Source organism: Candidatus Palauibacter sp., from assembly GCF_965261555.1.
GTDB lineage: Bacteria > Gemmatimonadota > Gemmatimonadetes > Palauibacterales > Palauibacteraceae > Palauibacter.
In genome coordinates, this window is sequence record NZ_OZ253465.1 from 1,361,363 (window position 1) to 1,376,837 (window position 15,475).

The 15,475-nt window shown below is 69.6% G+C and carries 16 protein-coding genes and 1 tRNA gene; 7 read left to right on the top strand and 10 right to left on the bottom strand.

All coding sequences use genetic code 11. The features are described 5' to 3' along the window. Positions 1-33 precede the first annotated feature (33 nt). Together ACQY5G_RS05830 and ACQY5G_RS05835 are read left to right on the top strand one after the other, a co-directional pair. Complete coding sequence (locus tag ACQY5G_RS05830; protein WP_428277888.1) at positions 34-795, top strand: glycosyltransferase family 2 protein; 762 nt, start codon at positions 34-36, stop codon at positions 793-795. After that, positions 792-1,649, top strand: coding sequence for a DUF547 domain-containing protein (locus ACQY5G_RS05835; RefSeq protein WP_428277890.1), 858 nt, complete (start codon positions 792-794; stop codon positions 1,647-1,649). The genes ACQY5G_RS05830 and ACQY5G_RS05835 overlap by 4 nt, the downstream gene beginning before the upstream one ends. A 98-nt stretch (positions 1,650-1,747) precedes the next feature. Here the strand turns inward: ACQY5G_RS05835 and ACQY5G_RS05840 are convergent. Continuing rightward, positions 1,748-1,820, bottom strand: a tRNA-Glu gene (locus tag ACQY5G_RS05840). Positions 1,821-1,909: 89 nt separating this feature from the next. Here ACQY5G_RS05840 and ACQY5G_RS05845 point away from each other — a divergent pair. Together ACQY5G_RS05845 and ACQY5G_RS05850 are read left to right on the top strand one after the other, a co-directional pair. After that, positions 1,910-2,383 carry a hypothetical protein gene (locus tag ACQY5G_RS05845; protein WP_428277892.1) on the top strand — a complete coding sequence of 158 codons (474 nt, stop codon included), beginning with the start codon at positions 1,910-1,912 and terminating at the stop codon, positions 2,381-2,383. An 18-nt stretch (positions 2,384-2,401) separates the two neighbouring features. Continuing rightward, positions 2,402-2,869, top strand: a complete 468-nt coding sequence (locus ACQY5G_RS05850) for a hypothetical protein (RefSeq protein WP_428277894.1) — start codon at positions 2,402-2,404, stop codon at positions 2,867-2,869. Between the two features lie 27 nt (positions 2,870-2,896). Here ACQY5G_RS05850 and ACQY5G_RS05855 read toward each other — a convergent pair whose 3' ends face one another. From ACQY5G_RS05855 to lipA, 7 genes are all read right to left on the bottom strand, one after another. Beyond that, positions 2,897-3,061, bottom strand: coding sequence for a hypothetical protein (locus ACQY5G_RS05855; RefSeq protein ID WP_419861141.1), 165 nt, complete (start codon positions 3,059-3,061; stop codon positions 2,897-2,899). Positions 3,062-3,226: 165 nt separating this feature from the next. Further along, a complete protein-coding gene (locus ACQY5G_RS05860; protein ID WP_428277896.1) occupies positions 3,227-4,006 on the bottom strand; it encodes a lipoyl(octanoyl) transferase LipB in 780 nt (259 codons plus the stop codon). Positions 4,007-4,030: 24 nt separating this feature from the next. Continuing rightward, a complete protein-coding gene (gene lpdA / locus ACQY5G_RS05865) occupies positions 4,031-5,440 on the bottom strand; it encodes a dihydrolipoyl dehydrogenase (protein WP_428277898.1) in 1,410 nt (469 codons plus the stop codon). A 50-nt stretch (positions 5,441-5,490) separates the two neighbouring features. Then, positions 5,491-6,822, bottom strand: a complete 1,332-nt coding sequence (locus tag ACQY5G_RS05870) for a dihydrolipoamide acetyltransferase family protein (RefSeq protein ID WP_428277900.1) — start codon at positions 6,820-6,822, stop codon at positions 5,491-5,493. Positions 6,823-6,860: 38 nt separating this feature from the next. Beyond that, positions 6,861-7,844 (bottom strand): pyruvate dehydrogenase complex E1 component subunit beta, encoded by a 984-nt coding sequence (locus tag ACQY5G_RS05875; RefSeq protein WP_428277902.1) that lies wholly within the window; start codon positions 7,842-7,844, stop codon positions 6,861-6,863. Further along, on the bottom strand, positions 7,844-8,965 hold the full coding sequence (pdhA, locus tag ACQY5G_RS05880) for a pyruvate dehydrogenase (acetyl-transferring) E1 component subunit alpha (protein WP_428277903.1): 1,122 nt from the start codon (positions 8,963-8,965) through the stop codon (positions 7,844-7,846). The genes ACQY5G_RS05875 and pdhA overlap by 1 nt, the downstream gene beginning before the upstream one ends. Further along, on the bottom strand, positions 8,962-9,816 hold the full coding sequence (gene lipA, locus ACQY5G_RS05885) for a lipoyl synthase (RefSeq protein WP_428277905.1): 855 nt from the start codon (positions 9,814-9,816) through the stop codon (positions 8,962-8,964). Before lipA ends, pdhA begins: the two co-directional genes overlap by 4 nt. Before the next feature lie 270 nt (positions 9,817-10,086). Between lipA and ACQY5G_RS05890 the strand changes: the two genes are divergently transcribed. From ACQY5G_RS05890 to ACQY5G_RS05900, 3 genes are read left to right on the top strand one after another with little or no spacing between them, the layout of a single operon-like run. Continuing rightward, positions 10,087-10,335, top strand: a complete 249-nt coding sequence (locus ACQY5G_RS05890; RefSeq protein WP_310776166.1) for an indolepyruvate ferredoxin oxidoreductase subunit alpha — start codon at positions 10,087-10,089, stop codon at positions 10,333-10,335. Positions 10,336-10,381: 46 nt separating this feature from the next. After that, complete coding sequence (locus ACQY5G_RS05895) at positions 10,382-11,497, top strand: hypothetical protein (protein ID WP_428277907.1); 1,116 nt, start codon at positions 10,382-10,384, stop codon at positions 11,495-11,497. A gap of 32 nt (positions 11,498-11,529) precedes the next feature. Beyond that, the gene (locus tag ACQY5G_RS05900) at positions 11,530-12,483 is read left to right on the top strand and encodes an Fpg/Nei family DNA glycosylase (protein WP_428277909.1); all 954 of its coding nucleotides are present in this window, start codon (positions 11,530-11,532) and stop codon (positions 12,481-12,483) included. Between the two features lie 4 nt (positions 12,484-12,487). Here ACQY5G_RS05900 and ACQY5G_RS05905 read toward each other — a convergent pair whose 3' ends face one another. Together ACQY5G_RS05905 and ACQY5G_RS05910 are read right to left on the bottom strand one after the other, a co-directional pair. Continuing rightward, the gene (locus ACQY5G_RS05905; RefSeq protein WP_428277911.1) at positions 12,488-14,656 is read right to left on the bottom strand and encodes an alpha-ketoacid dehydrogenase subunit alpha/beta; all 2,169 of its coding nucleotides are present in this window, start codon (positions 14,654-14,656) and stop codon (positions 12,488-12,490) included. A 163-nt stretch (positions 14,657-14,819) separates the two neighbouring features. After that, positions 14,820-15,443 (bottom strand): hypothetical protein, encoded by a 624-nt coding sequence (locus ACQY5G_RS05910; protein ID WP_428277913.1) that lies wholly within the window; start codon positions 15,441-15,443, stop codon positions 14,820-14,822. Between the last annotated feature and the right edge of the window lie 32 nt (positions 15,444-15,475).

The window sequence follows — 15,475 nt, forward strand, 5'->3', positions numbered from 1 at the left end:
CTTCCGAGCGGATAGCGAGGTCGACCGGACGGCGTGTACGGAGAAATGACGGTCGGCGTCGTCGTGCCGGCGAGGGACGAGGAGCGGAACATCGGGGACGTCGTCGCCGACCTGCTCGCGCTGCGCGATGACTGCGGCCGGCGCGTGGTCGACGATTTCGTCGTCTGCGACAACGGATCGACGGACGCCACGGCGACCCGCGCGCGGGAGGCGGGGGCGCGGATCGTCCGGCAGGACACGCCCGGCTACGGACTCGCCTGCCTGACGGCCCTCGCGCACCTGCGTGCCGTCGACGTCGTGCTGTTCACGGACGGCGACCGGTCGTTCGAGGCCGTGGAGGGACTCCGGCTGCTCGAAGCCGTCGCGGGCGGGGCCGACCTCGCGATCGGATCGCGCGCGCTGGGCCGGAGGGAGCCGGGCGCCCTGTCGGCCCCGCAGATCGCGGGCAACCGGGTCGCCGGCCTCCTCATCCGTCTTCTGTGGGGGACGGCGGTGACCGACCTCGGTCCCTACCGCGCGATACGGGCCGAGGCTCTGCGCCGCCTCGACATGCGCGATCGCACGTACGGCTGGACCGTGGAGATGCAGATCAAGGCCATCCAGCAGCGTCTGCGGATCGTCGAAGTGCCGGTGGACACCTTGCGCCGCCGCTTCGGCCGGTCGAAGGTGGGCGGAACGGTCCGGGGCGTCGTCGGCGCCAGCGCGGGCATCCTCTCGATGATCGCGCGACTCCGCTGGCGGCAGGCACGCGCCGCGCGCTCCACTCGGTCGCAGGAGGCAGGAAACTCACGATGACAAGGTTCGCTCCGCGGGGGCTGCTCGCAGGACTGCCCGGCCTCCTCGCACTCGGCCTCCTCGCGCTCGGCGCGATGTCCTGCGCCGGGCCGTCCACCGACGTCGCCTGGGACGCCCAGGACCCGGCAAACCCCGCGCGGCTCGACCACAGCGAGTGGCAGGCGCTGCTCGACGCCTACCTGGTCACCGACGATCCGTCCGGCGTCCACCTGGTCGACTACGGGAAGCTGCAGGCGAACGCGGCGGATCGGGCACGTCTCGTCGGCTACATCGACGAACTTCAGCGACTGGATCCGCGGGAGTACGCAAAGGACGTGCAGATGGCGTACTGGATCAATCTCTACAACGCGGTGACCCTGCGGGTCGTCGTGGACGAGTATCCCGTGGAGTCGATCAAGGACATCCACGAAGGTCTGATTCCCAACACGGGCCCCTGGCGCGACGTCCACGCCATGGTGGCCGGGCACCCGCTGACGCTGGACAACATCGAACACGACATTCTGCGCCCCATCTGGCGGGACAGCCGGATCCACTACGGCGTGAACTGCGCGAGCATCGGCTGTCCGAACCTGGCTCCGGAGGCCTACACCGCCGAGAACCTGGAGCGGCTGCTGGACCGGGCGGCGCGGGACTACGTGAATCACCCGCGGGGCGTGACGCTCCGGGACGAAGCGTCCGGCGTCGTCTCCAGCATCTACTTCTGGTACCGGGAGGACTTCGGGGATTCCGAGGCCGGCGTGCTCGAACACCTTCGGAAGTACGCCGAGGGCGACCTGGCGGAGCAGCTTCGGGACTTCGACGGCTCGCTCGACCACGATTACGACTGGAGCCTGAACGCGCCGGACGTCCCGTGACGTGAATCCGGGTCCCGATGGGCCGTCGAGACATGACTGGACCGTCGAGACATGACAAGCGCCGCGGGGATCCGGTCGGGACCCGCCGCGGCGCTTCATACCCCCTAGGGGAATCGAACCCCTGTCTCCTGGCTGAGAACCAGGTATCCTGGGCCACTAGACGAAGGGGGCGGAGTTGGGAAGCGATATTCTAGTCGGGCTGGAAGGCGTGTCAAGATGATGACGAGTCGAGGCAGCGTACGGAGCGGAGGCCGGGCGCGGTGAGCTGGGAACACCTGCACATCCTCTCGCACTCGTTCCCCATCGTCCTCGCCGCCTGCGGGAGCGTCGTCGGCCTCTACGGGTGGGCGCGGGACCACGAGCCGCTCGAGTTGTGGGGGCTCGTGGCCCTCGTCATCGCCGGCGCTTTCGTGGCCCCGGCCTACCTGACCGGCCTCGCCGCCGCCGACGTCGTCGCGGACCGCACCTTCGTGCGGCCCGGCATCGTCCAGACCCACCGCTTCTGGGCCACGTGGGCGACCGTCCCCGCCTTCACCGCCGGCGTGCTGGCCGCCTTCGCGCTGCACGAGCGGGACGACCGGCGGCTGCGGCACTTCGTGCTCCTGGTGGGCCTGTTCGCCACGTTCATGATCGGAATCGCCGCCTGGCAGGGCTCGAAGATCGTACATGGACCGAATGAGAATGCCGGCGCGGGGGTACCCTCCCCGACGGTCCACACCACCGCGGGCGGCTGAGACTCAAGGAGCGGCAACATGAGCACACGGACGGAGATTCTCCTCATCGCACTCGTCACGCTGGTTCTCGCGGCCCTCTCGAGTTGGGCGGGCTGGCTGAGGTCGGGAGGCGACGTCGCACTGTGGGAAGCCTGGCTGAATCCGGTGGCGGCCATGGTGTTCGCGGGGCTGGGGGCGCTGGCGTGGGCCGGGTGGGGGCGCTGGCTGCTATCGAAGTCGGGCGCCGGCAATCCGTCCCGTCAACTGTGGCGCCTGTGGTTCGTCCCCTGGGCGATCTGGATGGTGGACATCGTCCGAGAGCCTCTGACCCGGTCGGCGGAGAGTAGCGGGTTTCCGGGGAGCGGTCCGGCTCTCCTGGCGGCCGTGCCCGTCCTCGCCGTCAGCTTCTTCGTGGCGCTGGCGTTCTTCGCCCTGCTCCTGATCTTCGGCTTCCGCGAGATCGGGTATCTCCTGCGCCAGCGGAAGGCGAGGCGGGGGAGCGGCTAGCCGTCGGCGCGTGTCGCGCCCGAACAGCTAGTGCGTTGCGGACTCGAGGAGTTCTACAAGACCGTAGAAGATGAACGCGGCGGCGAGCATGGCGGCGGTCTGAAGGACGCGCTCCCGGAACGAAAGCTTCGCGAGTTGTCCGAGCAGCAGGGCGACGACGACCGTGCTGAGCAGCAGAATCCCGAGAATCATACTCATCTTCGCTAGCCATCCTTATGCGGCGGTTCGGGGCGGACATCGGGCCGCCCGCATCGGCGGGCGACGCGCCACAAGGTCGGCCCAAACCCGCATTTCGGCAACGTTCCCGCCGGTGAGTTCCCGCCGGTGAGTTCCCGCCGGCGCGTTCCGGCGGGAACGTCAGACGCGCAGGCGGGCTTTCGCCGCGGGTGACGGCGCGAGGCTCGGGAACGCCTCGGGAAAGGCGCGCACGACGGCTTCGCCGGCCTCTTCCAGCGTGAGGGAGGTGCCCTCGGACGCGAGACTCGTCATGCGGACGCCGTGGATGCCGCACGCCACGATCCCGCGGAAGTTCATGAGGGGCTCGGGCGTCACGTTGAGCGCGAAGCCGTGCGACGTGATCCAGCGGCTCGCGTGCACGCCGATCGACGCGACCTTGCGGATCGCGCCGGCTCCGATGAGCGCGTCCGCGCGTTCGGCAGTGATCGTCCCGAACCCGTCCTCCTCCACCGTCTCGAGGCTCCCGGCGGGTGGAGAGCCCGTCCACACGCCGGTGTAGGACTCGACCCGGAAGGCGGGGAGGCCGCATTCCGCCAGGACGCGCAGCAGCACCTCCTCGATGCGGCGCAGATACCAGTGGAGGTCCTGCCGGTGCGCGCGGAGGTCCAGGATCGGGTAGCCCACGAGCTGGCCGGGGCCGTGATACGTGAGATCGCCGCCGCGCTCGATCTCGACCAGATCCAGCCCCGCCTCGGCGAGCCATGCCTCGTCGGGCGGCGTGAAGTCCTCGCTCGATCCGCGCCCGACCGTGATGACCGGCAGGTGTTCGACAAGGAGCAGGAGGTCGTGATCCGGCGGGGAGTTCCGTCGCCAGCGGGCGATGGAGCGCTGAAGCTCAAGAACCTCCCGGTACTCGCGCCGACCGAGGTCGGCGACCCGGAGCTGCCGCTCTCCGCTCATCGAAGCGCCGCCGGCCCCGCCGGCCTACATGTGGATCGAGCGCCCGAGCGCGGCGAACGCGGCCTCCATCACGGCCTCGGCCATGCTGGGATGCGCGTGCGCGTGACGCACGATCTCGTCCAGCGTCGCTTCCAGTTCGCGCGCCATGCCGACCTCCGCCACGAGCTCGCTCACGTTGTGGCCGATCATGTGGACGCCCAGCAATTCGCCGTACTTGGCGTCCGCCACGACCTTCACGAAACCGTCCGCGGATTCGGCGGTCAGCGCGCGTCCGTGCGCCCCGAGCGGGTACTTGCCGGTGACGACCTCGTGGCCCGCCTCCTCCGCCTGCGCCACGGACATGCCGATCGAGGCGACTTCGGGGTGGCAGTACCCGACGGAGGGGATGTTCCCGTACGTCATGGGGTGTTTGGCCACGCCCGCGATATGCTCGGCGGCGACGATGCCCTCGTGCGATCCGACGTGCGCCAGCATCGGCTGCCCGGCCACATCCCCGATCGCGTAGACGCCCGGCTGGTTCGTCCGGCACCAGCCGTCGATCCTGATGAAGCCATCCTCCACCGCGACCCCGTTCTTCTCGAGGCCGAGATTCTCGGTCACGGGCCGCCGTCCGACGGCCATGAGCACGAGATCCGTCTCCTCGGCGGTCTCGCTGCCGTCGGGGTTCACGACCGTGAGGACCATCGGGCTCGAGTCGCGGTCCAGGTGCTTGACGTGGGTGTTCGTGAGGTTGCGGATCCCCCGCTTCCGGAACGAGCGTTCGAGCGCCTTCCCGATTTCGGGGTCCTCGAAGGGCACGAGCGTGTCGAGCGCCTCGATCAGCGTGACGTCGACTCCGAAGGCGTTGAAGACGTCGGCGAACTCGACGCCCACGAATCCGGCTCCGACGATCGCCATCTTCGCGGGGAGTTGCTGGAGGCCGAGCGCCTCGCGGCTGCCGATCACCTTCTCGCCGTCGAGTTCGAAGCCGGGGAAGGTCTGCATCACGGAGCCGGTCGCGAAGACGACGTTTCGCGCCGCGATCTCCCGGGTCTCGCCCTCCGACTCGACGGCGACGCGGCCCGCCCCCGCCAGCCGGCCACGGCCCTGCACGATGTCGACCTTGTTCTTCCCGAGCAGGTATTTCACGCCGGCCGTGAGCTTCCGCGTGATGATGCGGCTCCGCTTCACCGCCGCGGGGAAGTCGTACTCCACTTCGACCGGCTTCACGCCCATGCGGGCGCCGTGGTGCTGGAGGTTGTGCGCGAGCGCGGCGCTCTCGAGCAGCGCCTTGGCGGGAATGCAGCCCCAGTTGAGGCAGGTGCCGCCGAGGCCGCCCTCGTACGACCCGCTCTCGACGCAGGCGGTCCGGAGGCCGAGTTGCGCGGCCCGGATCGCACACACGTAGCCGGCCGGTCCGGCCCCGACCACGACCACGTCGTAAGTCTCCGACATCTATCCCTTCACTCTCTCTGTTGCTGGAGGGTTACAGCGGCCCATGACCGCTAGAGGATCATCTCGAGAGGGTTCTCGAGCATCGCCTTGAAGGCGCCGAGGAAAGCCGCGCCCGTGGCGCCGTCGATGACGCGGTGATCGCACGACATCGTCACCCGCATCCGCTTGCGGACGACGACCTCGCCGTCCACGGCGACGGGCTTCTCGACCGTCTGTCCGATGGCGAGGATGCCGGCTTCCGGCGGGTTGATGATCGCCGTGAACTGGTCGATCTCGAACATGCCGAGGTTGCTGACCGAGAAGGTCCCGCCCTGGTATTCCTCCGGCGCGAGCTTTCGCGCCCGCGCCCGGGCGATGAGGTCCCGCGCCTCGACCGAGATCTGCCGCAGCCCCTTGCGGCCCGCGTCGCGCAGCACCGGCGTGATGAGGCCTTCGTCGAGCGCCACCGCGATGCCGAGGTGGACCGCGCCGTGGTAGCGGATCGCGTTCTCCTCCCACGAGGCGTTGACGCCCGGGTGCCGGTTGAGAGCCTCCGCGGTCGCCTTCAGGAGCAGGTCCGTCACCCCGATCTTGCCGTCCGCGAAGCGGGCGTTGAGGTCCGCGCGCAACTCGAGCGCCCGGCCCATGTCGACCTCGGTCGTGAGGAAGAAGTGGGGGACGGGCCCGATCGACTGGCCGAGCCGGCGGGCGATCGCCTTCCGCATCTGGCTCGCCTCCTCGACCCGGTCCTCGAGACCGGGAGGAAGCGGTGCAGGCGCCGGTGGAACGGGTTCCGCGGCGGACGGGGCCGGCGCGGGTGCGGGCGCCGGCGCGATGCCCGGGGCGCCGGCGGCCAGCGCGGCCTCGACGTCGGCCTTGACGATCCGGCCGCCCGGCCCGGACCCGGCGAGGCCGGCCAGCGCGATCCCGCTCTCCGCGGCCATCCGCCGCGCGACGGGCGAGGCTTTGATGCGGCCCCCGGCCGCAGCAGCCGCGCCGGCCCCGGTCGCCGCCGCGGCCGGCTCCGCCGCGACCTCGACCGGCTCCGCGGGCTCCGGCGCCACGGCGGGCACGGCGGGCACGGCGGGCTCCGCGGCCGGGCCTTCCGCCGTCCCGGCGCCTTCCGCCGTCCCGGCGCCGTCCGCCTCCTGCGCCTCCGCGAGCATGTCGTCGATCGGCTCGTCCGGCTCGGCGATCACGCCGATGAGCGCGCCCACGGGGACCGTGGCGCCCGCCGGCACGACGATCTTGCGCAGCACGCCGCCGCCGAGCGCCTCGACATCCATGTTCGCCTTGTCCGTCTCGATCTCCGCGACGACATCTCCCTGCGCCACGGCATCGCCCTCGGCGACCTTCCACTCGATGAGCTTGCCCTCCTCCATCGTCGGGCTCAGCTGCGCCATCACGACTCTCGTAGGCATATCGGTCGGCGTCCCGGACGCTAGTCCGCGTAGCACACGTGGCGCACCGCCGCCGCCACATGGTCCGCGTTGGGGGTTGCGAGCTTCTCGAGGTTCTTCGCGTAGGGCATGGGCACATCCAGCCCGTTCACGCGCGCCACCGGCGCGTCCAGCGAATCGAAGGCCTCGCGCTGAATGTCATCGACGACCTGGGCCCCGACGTTGCACATCGGCCACCCCTCTTCCGCGACCACGGCCCGGTTCGTCTTCTTCACCGACGCCACGATCGCGTCCACGTCCAGCGGACGCACGGTGCGCAGGTCCAGCACCTCGACGTCGAGTTCTTCCTTCTCCAGGGCGCGCGCCGCCGCGAGCGCCTGGTGCACCATCTTCGAGTGGCACACGACGGTCACGTCCGACCCCTCGCGCTTGACCTCGGCCTTGCCGATCGGGGTCAGGTATTCCTCCTCCGGCACCTCATCCCGGACGAGGTTGTACATGATCTCGCTCTCGATGAACACGACGGGGTCGTTGTCGCGGACCGCGCTCTTCAGGAGCCCCTTCGCGTCCTTCGCCGTGGCGGGCGCGATCACCTTCAGCCCGGGTACGTAGCTGTACCAGGGCTCCGGCGACTGCGAGTGCTGCGCCGCGAGCTGGAGCGCCGCGCCGCCCGGTCCCCGGAAGACGATGGGGACGTTGTACTGTCCGCCCGACATCTGGAACATCTTCGCCGCCGCGTTCACGACCTCGTCGATCGCGAGCAGGGCGAAGTTCCACGTCATGAACTCGACGATCGGCCGCAGGCCCGCCATCGCCGCGCCCACGCCGAGCCCCGCGAAGCCCAGTTCGGCGATGGGGGCGTCCCGCACGCGCCATTCCCCGAACTGCTCGAGCAGCCCCTTCGTGACCTTGTAGGCGCCGTCGTACTCCCCCACCTCCTCGCCGATGATGAAGATCGAGTCGTCGCGCTCCATCTCCTCCCGGAGGGCGTCGTTCAGCGCCTCCCGGTACGTGAGGACGGCCATCAGCGCAGCTCCTTCCGCCACGCGTCGCGCCGCCGCATGTCGTCCGGGTATCCGTCCGAATACACGTAGCGATAGAGCGCGTCCGAGTCGGGGAGGGGGCTCCGGTCCGCAAAGGCCGCGGACTCCTCGGCGATCTCCTTCGCCTCGCGGTCGATCGCCTGGTACTCCTCCTCCGTCAGCCGCTCCGCGTCCATGAGTTGCCGGGTGAAGGAGAGGATCGGGTCATCCGACCGCCACTTCTCGACTTCCTCGCGCGTCCGGTACGTCCCGTGCATCGGGTCCGCCATCGAGTGGCCCATGTAGCGGAAGCAGCGCGCCTCGATGAAGCTGGGCGTCTTCTCGTTCCGTCCCCGCTCGATCGCCTCCTCCACGGCCTGGCGGACCGCCAGCACGTCCATGCCGTCCACATCGAGCGAGGTGAGGCCCTCGTACGCCCGGCCGCGGTCCTTCAGTTCCTTCACCGCGGCCACGCGCCGGAAATCGGTCCCCATCCCGTACCGGTTGTTCTCGAGGAGGAAGATGACGGGCAGCTTCCAGCGCGCCGCCATGTTCATCGACTCGTGGAACGCGCCGATGTTGACGACCGAATCTCCGAAGAAGCAGAGGCAGACCTGGTCCCCGCCCCGGTACCGGATCGTGTAGCCGACCCCGACCGCAAGCGGCAGGTGGCTCCCGACGATGCCGTGTCCGCCCATGAAGTTGAGCGTCTTGTCGAACATGTGCATCGAGCCGCCGAAGCCCTTCGAGCAGCCGTCCACCCGTCCGTAGAGTTCGGCCATGACGGCGTTCGGCGTCATCCCGCGCGCGATCGCCTGCGCGTGGTCGCGGTACGCGGTGACCACGTAGTCGTCGTCCCGCAGCGGTGAGATCGATCCCGCGGAGACCGCCTCCTGCCCGATGTAGAGGTGGCAGAAGCCGCCGATCTTGCCGACCTGGTAGACCTCCGCCGCCTTCTCCTCGAACCGGCGCTCGATGATCATCTCCCGGAGGAGTTCGACGCATTCCTCCTTCGAGAGTCCGAGGAAAGCGTCGGGGTCTCCGCTCGATGCCCCCGCGGGGGCGCCTCCCGCCGGAGCGTCGGAGACCGTGGCCGTGGACCGGTCGGCGTTCGCCGCGCTCATCCGGCCGCCAGCGCCGCAACCCTCCGGCGCAGTTCGACCACCTGCTCGCGCGCGTGATAGCTGGACCGGACAAGCGGCCCGCTCTCGACGTGCAGGAACCCCCGCGATTCCCCGATCTCCTTCCAGCGCATGAACTCCTCCGGGGACACGTAGCGGTCGATCGGAAGATGGTCCGGCGATGGCCTCAGGTACTGGCCCAGCGTGAGGATCTGGACGCCGGCTTCGAGCGCGTCTCCCATGAACTCGTCGATGTCGGCGGTCGTCTCCCCCAGCCCGAGCATGATCCCCGTCTTGATGAGGACCTGGTCGTCCAGTTGCCGGCCCGTCGTCAGGACGTTCAGGGAGCGGTCGTAGCGGCCGCCCGGCCGGGCGACCCGGTGCAGCCGGCGCACCGTCTCCATGTTGTGGTTGAAGATCTCCGGCCTCGCGTCGATCACCGTGCGGATCGCCTCGGGATTCCCCTGGAAGTCCGGCGTCAGAACCTCGATCGAACACTCGGGACGGCGCGACCGGATCTCGCGGATCATTTCGGCGAAGATCCAGGCGCCGCCGTCGGGCAGGTCATCGCGGTCGACGGAGGTGATGACGCAGTGGTTGAGTTGCAGCCGCTCGATGGCCTCCGCGACCCGTCGCGGCTCGTCCTCGTCGAGTTCCTCCGGCCGGCCGTGCGCGATCGCGCAGTAGGGGCAGTTGCGGGTGCACACGTCGCCCATGATGAGGAACGTCGCCGTGCCCGCCTCCCAGCACTCGCCGATGTTGGGGCACTGCGCCTCCTCGCAGACGGAGCTGAGTTCCAGCCCCCTCATCAGTTCCTTGAGGCGCTGATAGTTGGGGCCTCCGGGCGCGCGCACCTTGAGCCATCGCGGCTTCCGCGAAGGCCAGGAATCGGCCGTGCTCCCTCCCTGTATGACCTCGAGTGGCTTCAACGCCGCCGCCTTCTCGCTGTGTGATCCGCCCTGTATTCGCCGGTCCCGCGAACCCGGCCGACACGTCCGCATCCCGTCCGCCCGGAACCCTCCAAGATACCGGCTGTTGCGCGACGGACCAACCCGATGCGCCCCGCTCCCGCGGGCGGCGTTGCGGAATTGCTCAGCCTTCGGACCCCCGGTATGTTCCCGCGCATGACCTACATCATCACCGAACCATGCATGAGCGAGAAGGATGCATCCTGCGTGGACGTGTGTCCCGTCGACTGCATCTACGAGGGAGAGGATCAGTACTACATCCATCCCGAGGAGTGCATCGACTGCGGCGCCTGCGTGCCCGAGTGCCCCGTGGAGGCCATCTATCCGGACGACGAAGTGCCGGAGCAGTATGAAGCCTTCACCGCGAAGAACTACACCTACTTCGACGTTCCGCCGCCCGACTGATACAGGGCGTGAGCCTCGAGTCCGACCCCTGAGGCGAGCCGCCGCGATGTGGAACCGGTGTCCGCGCGGCGTTGCGCCGCACCTGGTGAGCCTCGGCCTCCTGCTGTCGCCGCACGCCGCCTCCGCGCAGCAGCGCGCAAACGGAGCTTCGCCGCATGCCGGCGACCCGGTCGCGCCGCGCCTTCCGGCCGCGAGTGCGCTCATCGACGTGCGGGTGCACGCGGCCGATCGTGCGTTCGAGATCGTGCTCGGCCCCGTCTCCCTGCCGGCCGGCGGTCCGCACCTCCGGCCCCAGGTGCAACTCGCGGAGCTGCCGGTCGCGGGCTGGATGCACGGTTTCTCGTGGCGGATGAGGGACCGGGAGGGCAACCCGCTCCCCGACCGCCTCCTCCATCACGTCAACGTCATCGACCCCGACAACCGCGAACTCTTCTCCGCCGTCCCGCGCCGGATCCTCGCCGCGGGCCGCGAGACGAAGAGCGAGTTGCTGCCGGGCGTGCTGGGCTATCGCCTCGCGCCCGGCACCCGGGTCCTCGTGAGCGCGATGTTCGCCCCGCTCGCGGACGCGTCGCACGACGAGGCATTCCTGCACATCCGGCTTCCGTACACGCCGTTCGAGGATCCGGGCCTCGTCGCGCCCGTGGACGTCTATCCCTTCTATCTCGACGTGATGGGTCCCGTCGGCGAGAAGGAGTTTCCGCTTCCGCCCGGCACGCACGGGATGAGCTGGGAGGGCAGTCCCGCCGTGGACGGGCGGATCCTCGGCATCGGAGGGCACCTGCACGACTACGGGGACTGGATTCGGCTCGAGGATGTCACGGCGAACCGGGTGATCTGGGAGACGGGGCCCGAGGTGGACGGCGGCGGCCGCACCGTCGGCGTGCCCACGAGCCGACTCTGGTGGCGCGGCGGCGTGCGGATCCGGAAGGACCACGTCTACCGCATCTCCGTCCAGTACTCGAACCCGCTGGGACACCCGGCGCCGGACGGTGCGATGGGCGCGATCGGCGGCATCATCATCTCCGCGGATGGGGACTGGCCGGAGTTCAGCCGCGAGCACCCGGACTACGTCCAGGATCTTCGCAATACCCTCGAGAAACCGAACGAAGTTGCCCACGGCCACGGCCACGGCCACGCATCCGGCTCGGGCCGCGGCGGCTAGCCGTACCCGGGGTTCTTCGCCAGGCTGCGCCGATGCCCGAACTGCCCGACATCACGATCTACCTGGAGGGGCTCGAAGCGCGCGTCCTCGGGCGTACGCTGGAGCGGGTGCGGCTCGGCAGCCCCTTCCTGCTCCGGAGCGTCGATCCGCCCTTGGCGGACGCGCACGGACGCGAGGTCGTCGCGCTGCGCCGGCTGGGAAAGCGGATCGCGATCGGACTCGCCGCCCCGGATGGCCGGGAGGACGAACCGGAGCTGTGGCTCGTCCTCCACCTCATGATCGCGGGGCGGCTCCGGTGGCGGGATCCCGGCGTGAAGATCCCGCGTCGGCTCGGTCTCGCGGCCTTCGACTTCCCGGACGGGAGCCTCCTTCTCACGGAGGCCGGGACGAAGAAGCGGGCGTCGCTCCACCTCGTGAAGGGCGCGGAGGCCCTCGCCCGGCACGACCCCGGCGGCGTCGACCCCCTGACCGCGGACGCGGCCGTCTTCCGCGAGACGCTCACGGCCCGCAACCACACGCTCAAGCGCGCGCTCACGGACCCCCGGCTCTTCTCCGGCATCGGCAACGCGTATTCCGACGAGATCCTGTACCGGGCGAAGCTGTCCCCGATCAAGTGGACGAGCCGGCTCGACGGCGAGGAGATCGGCCGGCTCCACGACGCCACGCGCCGCACGCTCGAGGAGTGGACGTGCCGGCTGCGCGACGAGCTGGCGGGGAAGTTCCCGGAGAAGGTGACCGCGTTCCACGACGCGATGGCGGTGCACGGGAAGTACGGGCGGCCGTGTCCGGACTGCGCGGCTCCGGTGCAGCGGATCCGATATGCGGAGAACGAGACAAACTACTGCGCCGTCTGCCAGACCGGTGGAAAGGTGCTCGCGGACCGGGCCCTCTCCCGGCTGCTGGGGAAGGACTGGCCGCGCAGCCTGGAAGCGCTCGAAGAACTCCGGTCGGGAGGACCGCCCGCGGCCCCCGAGGGGGGCGCATGATCCGCTACCAGGTGGCGAGTTCCACGATCGCTTCGGCGATGTCGTCAACCTGCGGCAGGGACGCGCGTTCGAGCGAGGGCGCGTAGCCGATGAAGGTGTCCGTCGAGGTGATCCGCCGGATCGGCGCGTCGAGCCACTCGAACAGTTCGTCGGCCAGGCGGGCCGAGATCTCCGCCCCGTAGCCCCACGATTTCGCGTCCTCGTAGGCCACGAGCACGCGGTTCGTCTTCATCACGGAGCGGCGGATGGAATCCATGTCGACCGGGTTCAGCGACCGCAGGTCGAGCAGGTCGGCACGCACCGGCTCTCCCGCGCGGTCCAGCTTCGCGAGCGCCTTGCGCGTTCGCTCCACCATCGCGCCGTACGTGACGATCGTGAGGTCGTTCCCCTCCGCGACGAGCGCGGCCTTGCCGAACGGGATCATGTACTCGGGACCCGGATAGATCCCCTTGTTGTACGTCTGCCGGTACAGGTGCTTGTGCTCGAGGAAGAGCACGGGGTCGTCGCACCGGATCGCGGTCCGCAGGAGCCCGTTCGCGTCCTCCGCGTTCGAGGGGCAGATCACGTGCATGCCGGGCGTGTGCGTGAAGAGCGAGGCGCCCGTCTGCGAATGGTACATCGCGCCGCCCGAGATGTAGCCTCCGTACGTCGTCCGGATGACGAGCGGGCACTTCCAGCGTCCCGCGGAGCGCCAGCGGAAGGTCGCGACCTCGTTCCGGAACTGGTGGTAGGCGGGCCAGATGTAGTCGAAGAACTGGACCTCGGCGACCGGCTTCAGCCCGCGCACGGCGAGACCCACGGCGCGTCCGACGATGTTCGCCTCCGCGAGGGGCGCATTGTATACCCGAAGCGACCCGAACTCGCGCTGCAGGCCGTGCGTCACCTTGAAGACGCCGCCCTTGCCCTTGACCTCGTCGAGGAGCTCCTCGCGGCTCGCGTCCGCCACATCCTGCCCGAAGACCACGATCCGCGGATCGCGCCGCATCTCGTCCCGGAGGCAGGCGTTGAGCAGATCGACCATCGTCTTCGGATTCCCCTCGGGGTCGGGCCGGGCCTCCGTCTCGAAGGCGCTCGACGCGGGATCGACGTCGTGCGAGTACACGTGGGTGTAGACGGTCTCGGGGGCCGGCTGCGGGCGGGCCATCGCCCGGTCCGCGGCGTCGGCGACGTCGGCCTTGATCTCCGCATTGAGCGATTCGAGTGCGCCGGCCTCGATCACGCCTTCCCGGACGAGGTAATCGCCGAAGGTGACGAGCGGGTCGCGCGCGGATTCGAGTTCCCGTTCGCTGTCGGACTTGTAGAGCCGCTCATCGTCGGACATCGAGTGGCTGTAGGGCCGGGTGACCTGTGCGTGAACGAGCGCCGGACCCTGGCCGGACCGCACGTACCGCGCCGCGCGCCGCATGACGACATAGCTCTCGAGCGGATCCGTTCCGTCGACCTCTTCGACGTGGAGGTTCGGGAAGTTCCGCACGAGACTCGAGATGCTGCCTCCGGCGGTGTTGACCTCCACCGGAACGGAGATCGCGTACCCGTTGTCCTCCACGAGGAAGAGGATGGGAAGCTGCAGGTTGGAGGCGGTGTTCATCGCCTCCCAGAACTCTCCTTCCGAGGTCGTGCCGTCACCCGTGCACACGAGCACGATCTCATCAGACTCCACGTGCGGGGCGACCGCATCGAGGTCGTCCAGGCCGGCGGTCCGGGCGCGAGCGATGCCCTCGGCGCACCCCACCGCCTGGTTGAACTGCGTGCCCGTCGGACTGGAAGGCGTGACGAGGTGCAGGGCCGGAGAACCGAAGTGCGCCGGCATCTGCCGTCCGCCGGTCGATGGATCCTCTTCCGCTCCGACGGCGCCGAGGAACATCTCGTACGGCGACATGCCGAGTTCGAGGCAGAGCGCGCGGTCGCGATAGTAGGTGAAGAACCAGTCGTGGCCGGGTTTGAGCGCGCGTCCCGCCGCGACGAGGAGCGCTTCGTGTCCGGCGCCGGAGATCTGGAAGAAGATGCGGTTCTGCCGCTTCATCGCGATTTCGCGGTCGTCGATCGTCCTCGACGTGTACATCACGCGATACATCGCGAGGAGGTCCTCGGCCTGGAGATCCCGCCATTCCGGGCGGGCCAGGGCGCTGAGCGCGCGCTCCAGGTCGTCAGTCTGGTCGATAGGGGTTGCCATGTATGTCCAGGTATTCAGGAAGAGTTGAGTGCCGGGTCTCCGGGCTCGGGAGACTCGCCACGACTCCGCCTTCGCCTTCCGCAACCTCCCCGCCCAACCACGACGAAGACCCGGCGAGGAATCTAAGCGTCCCCCCGCCGGCTGGCACCCCGTGGACGCGACGCTAGAAGCCGACCGTCCGAAAGCGGCGCAGCCTGGGGAGAATCGAGGCGGGGTGGTCCGAGATCGGATCGCCTTCCCCGCTCTCGGGCATGAGCCGGCTCAGCGCGTGCAGCATCGCCACGGCGTAGTCGGAGAACGCCCGGTAGGGCGGCGCGTGGCGAAACCCCCACGCTCCCGGCGGAAGGAGGAGGAGCCAGCGCAGGTCGCCCGCCAGCTCGATCAGGTCCCCTTCGTCCAGCGCCAGCTTCGGTTCGCCCATGGCCAGCCGCGTCAGCGCGGCCATGAAGAGAGCCGACGCCTCCGGCGAGAGCAGCTCGAGGTCGGGGTAGCGCGCCAGCACCCGGGCGGCGAGGGAGGGCGCTTCGCCAGTCGACGCCGCCGCCTTGGCCTCGAGGCCCTCGGGCGCGGCGAGCCGCTCGGCGATCGTCGTCGGCTCTCCGTCGCCCAGAATCAGCCACTCGAGTCGGAGGGGAGGGAAGGCCCGCTTCAGCGCCGCGAGAAACTCGGCCCGCGGGCCCGCCCTCGGGGACCCGCCGGCCTCCCGTTCGTAGTTCGAGAGCGTGCCGAGGCTCACGCGCGCGGGCTCGGACAACTCCGCGTTGACGCGGCCGCGAAAATCGCGCAATGACAGGCCCTGAAGCTCTTTACGGAAGAACC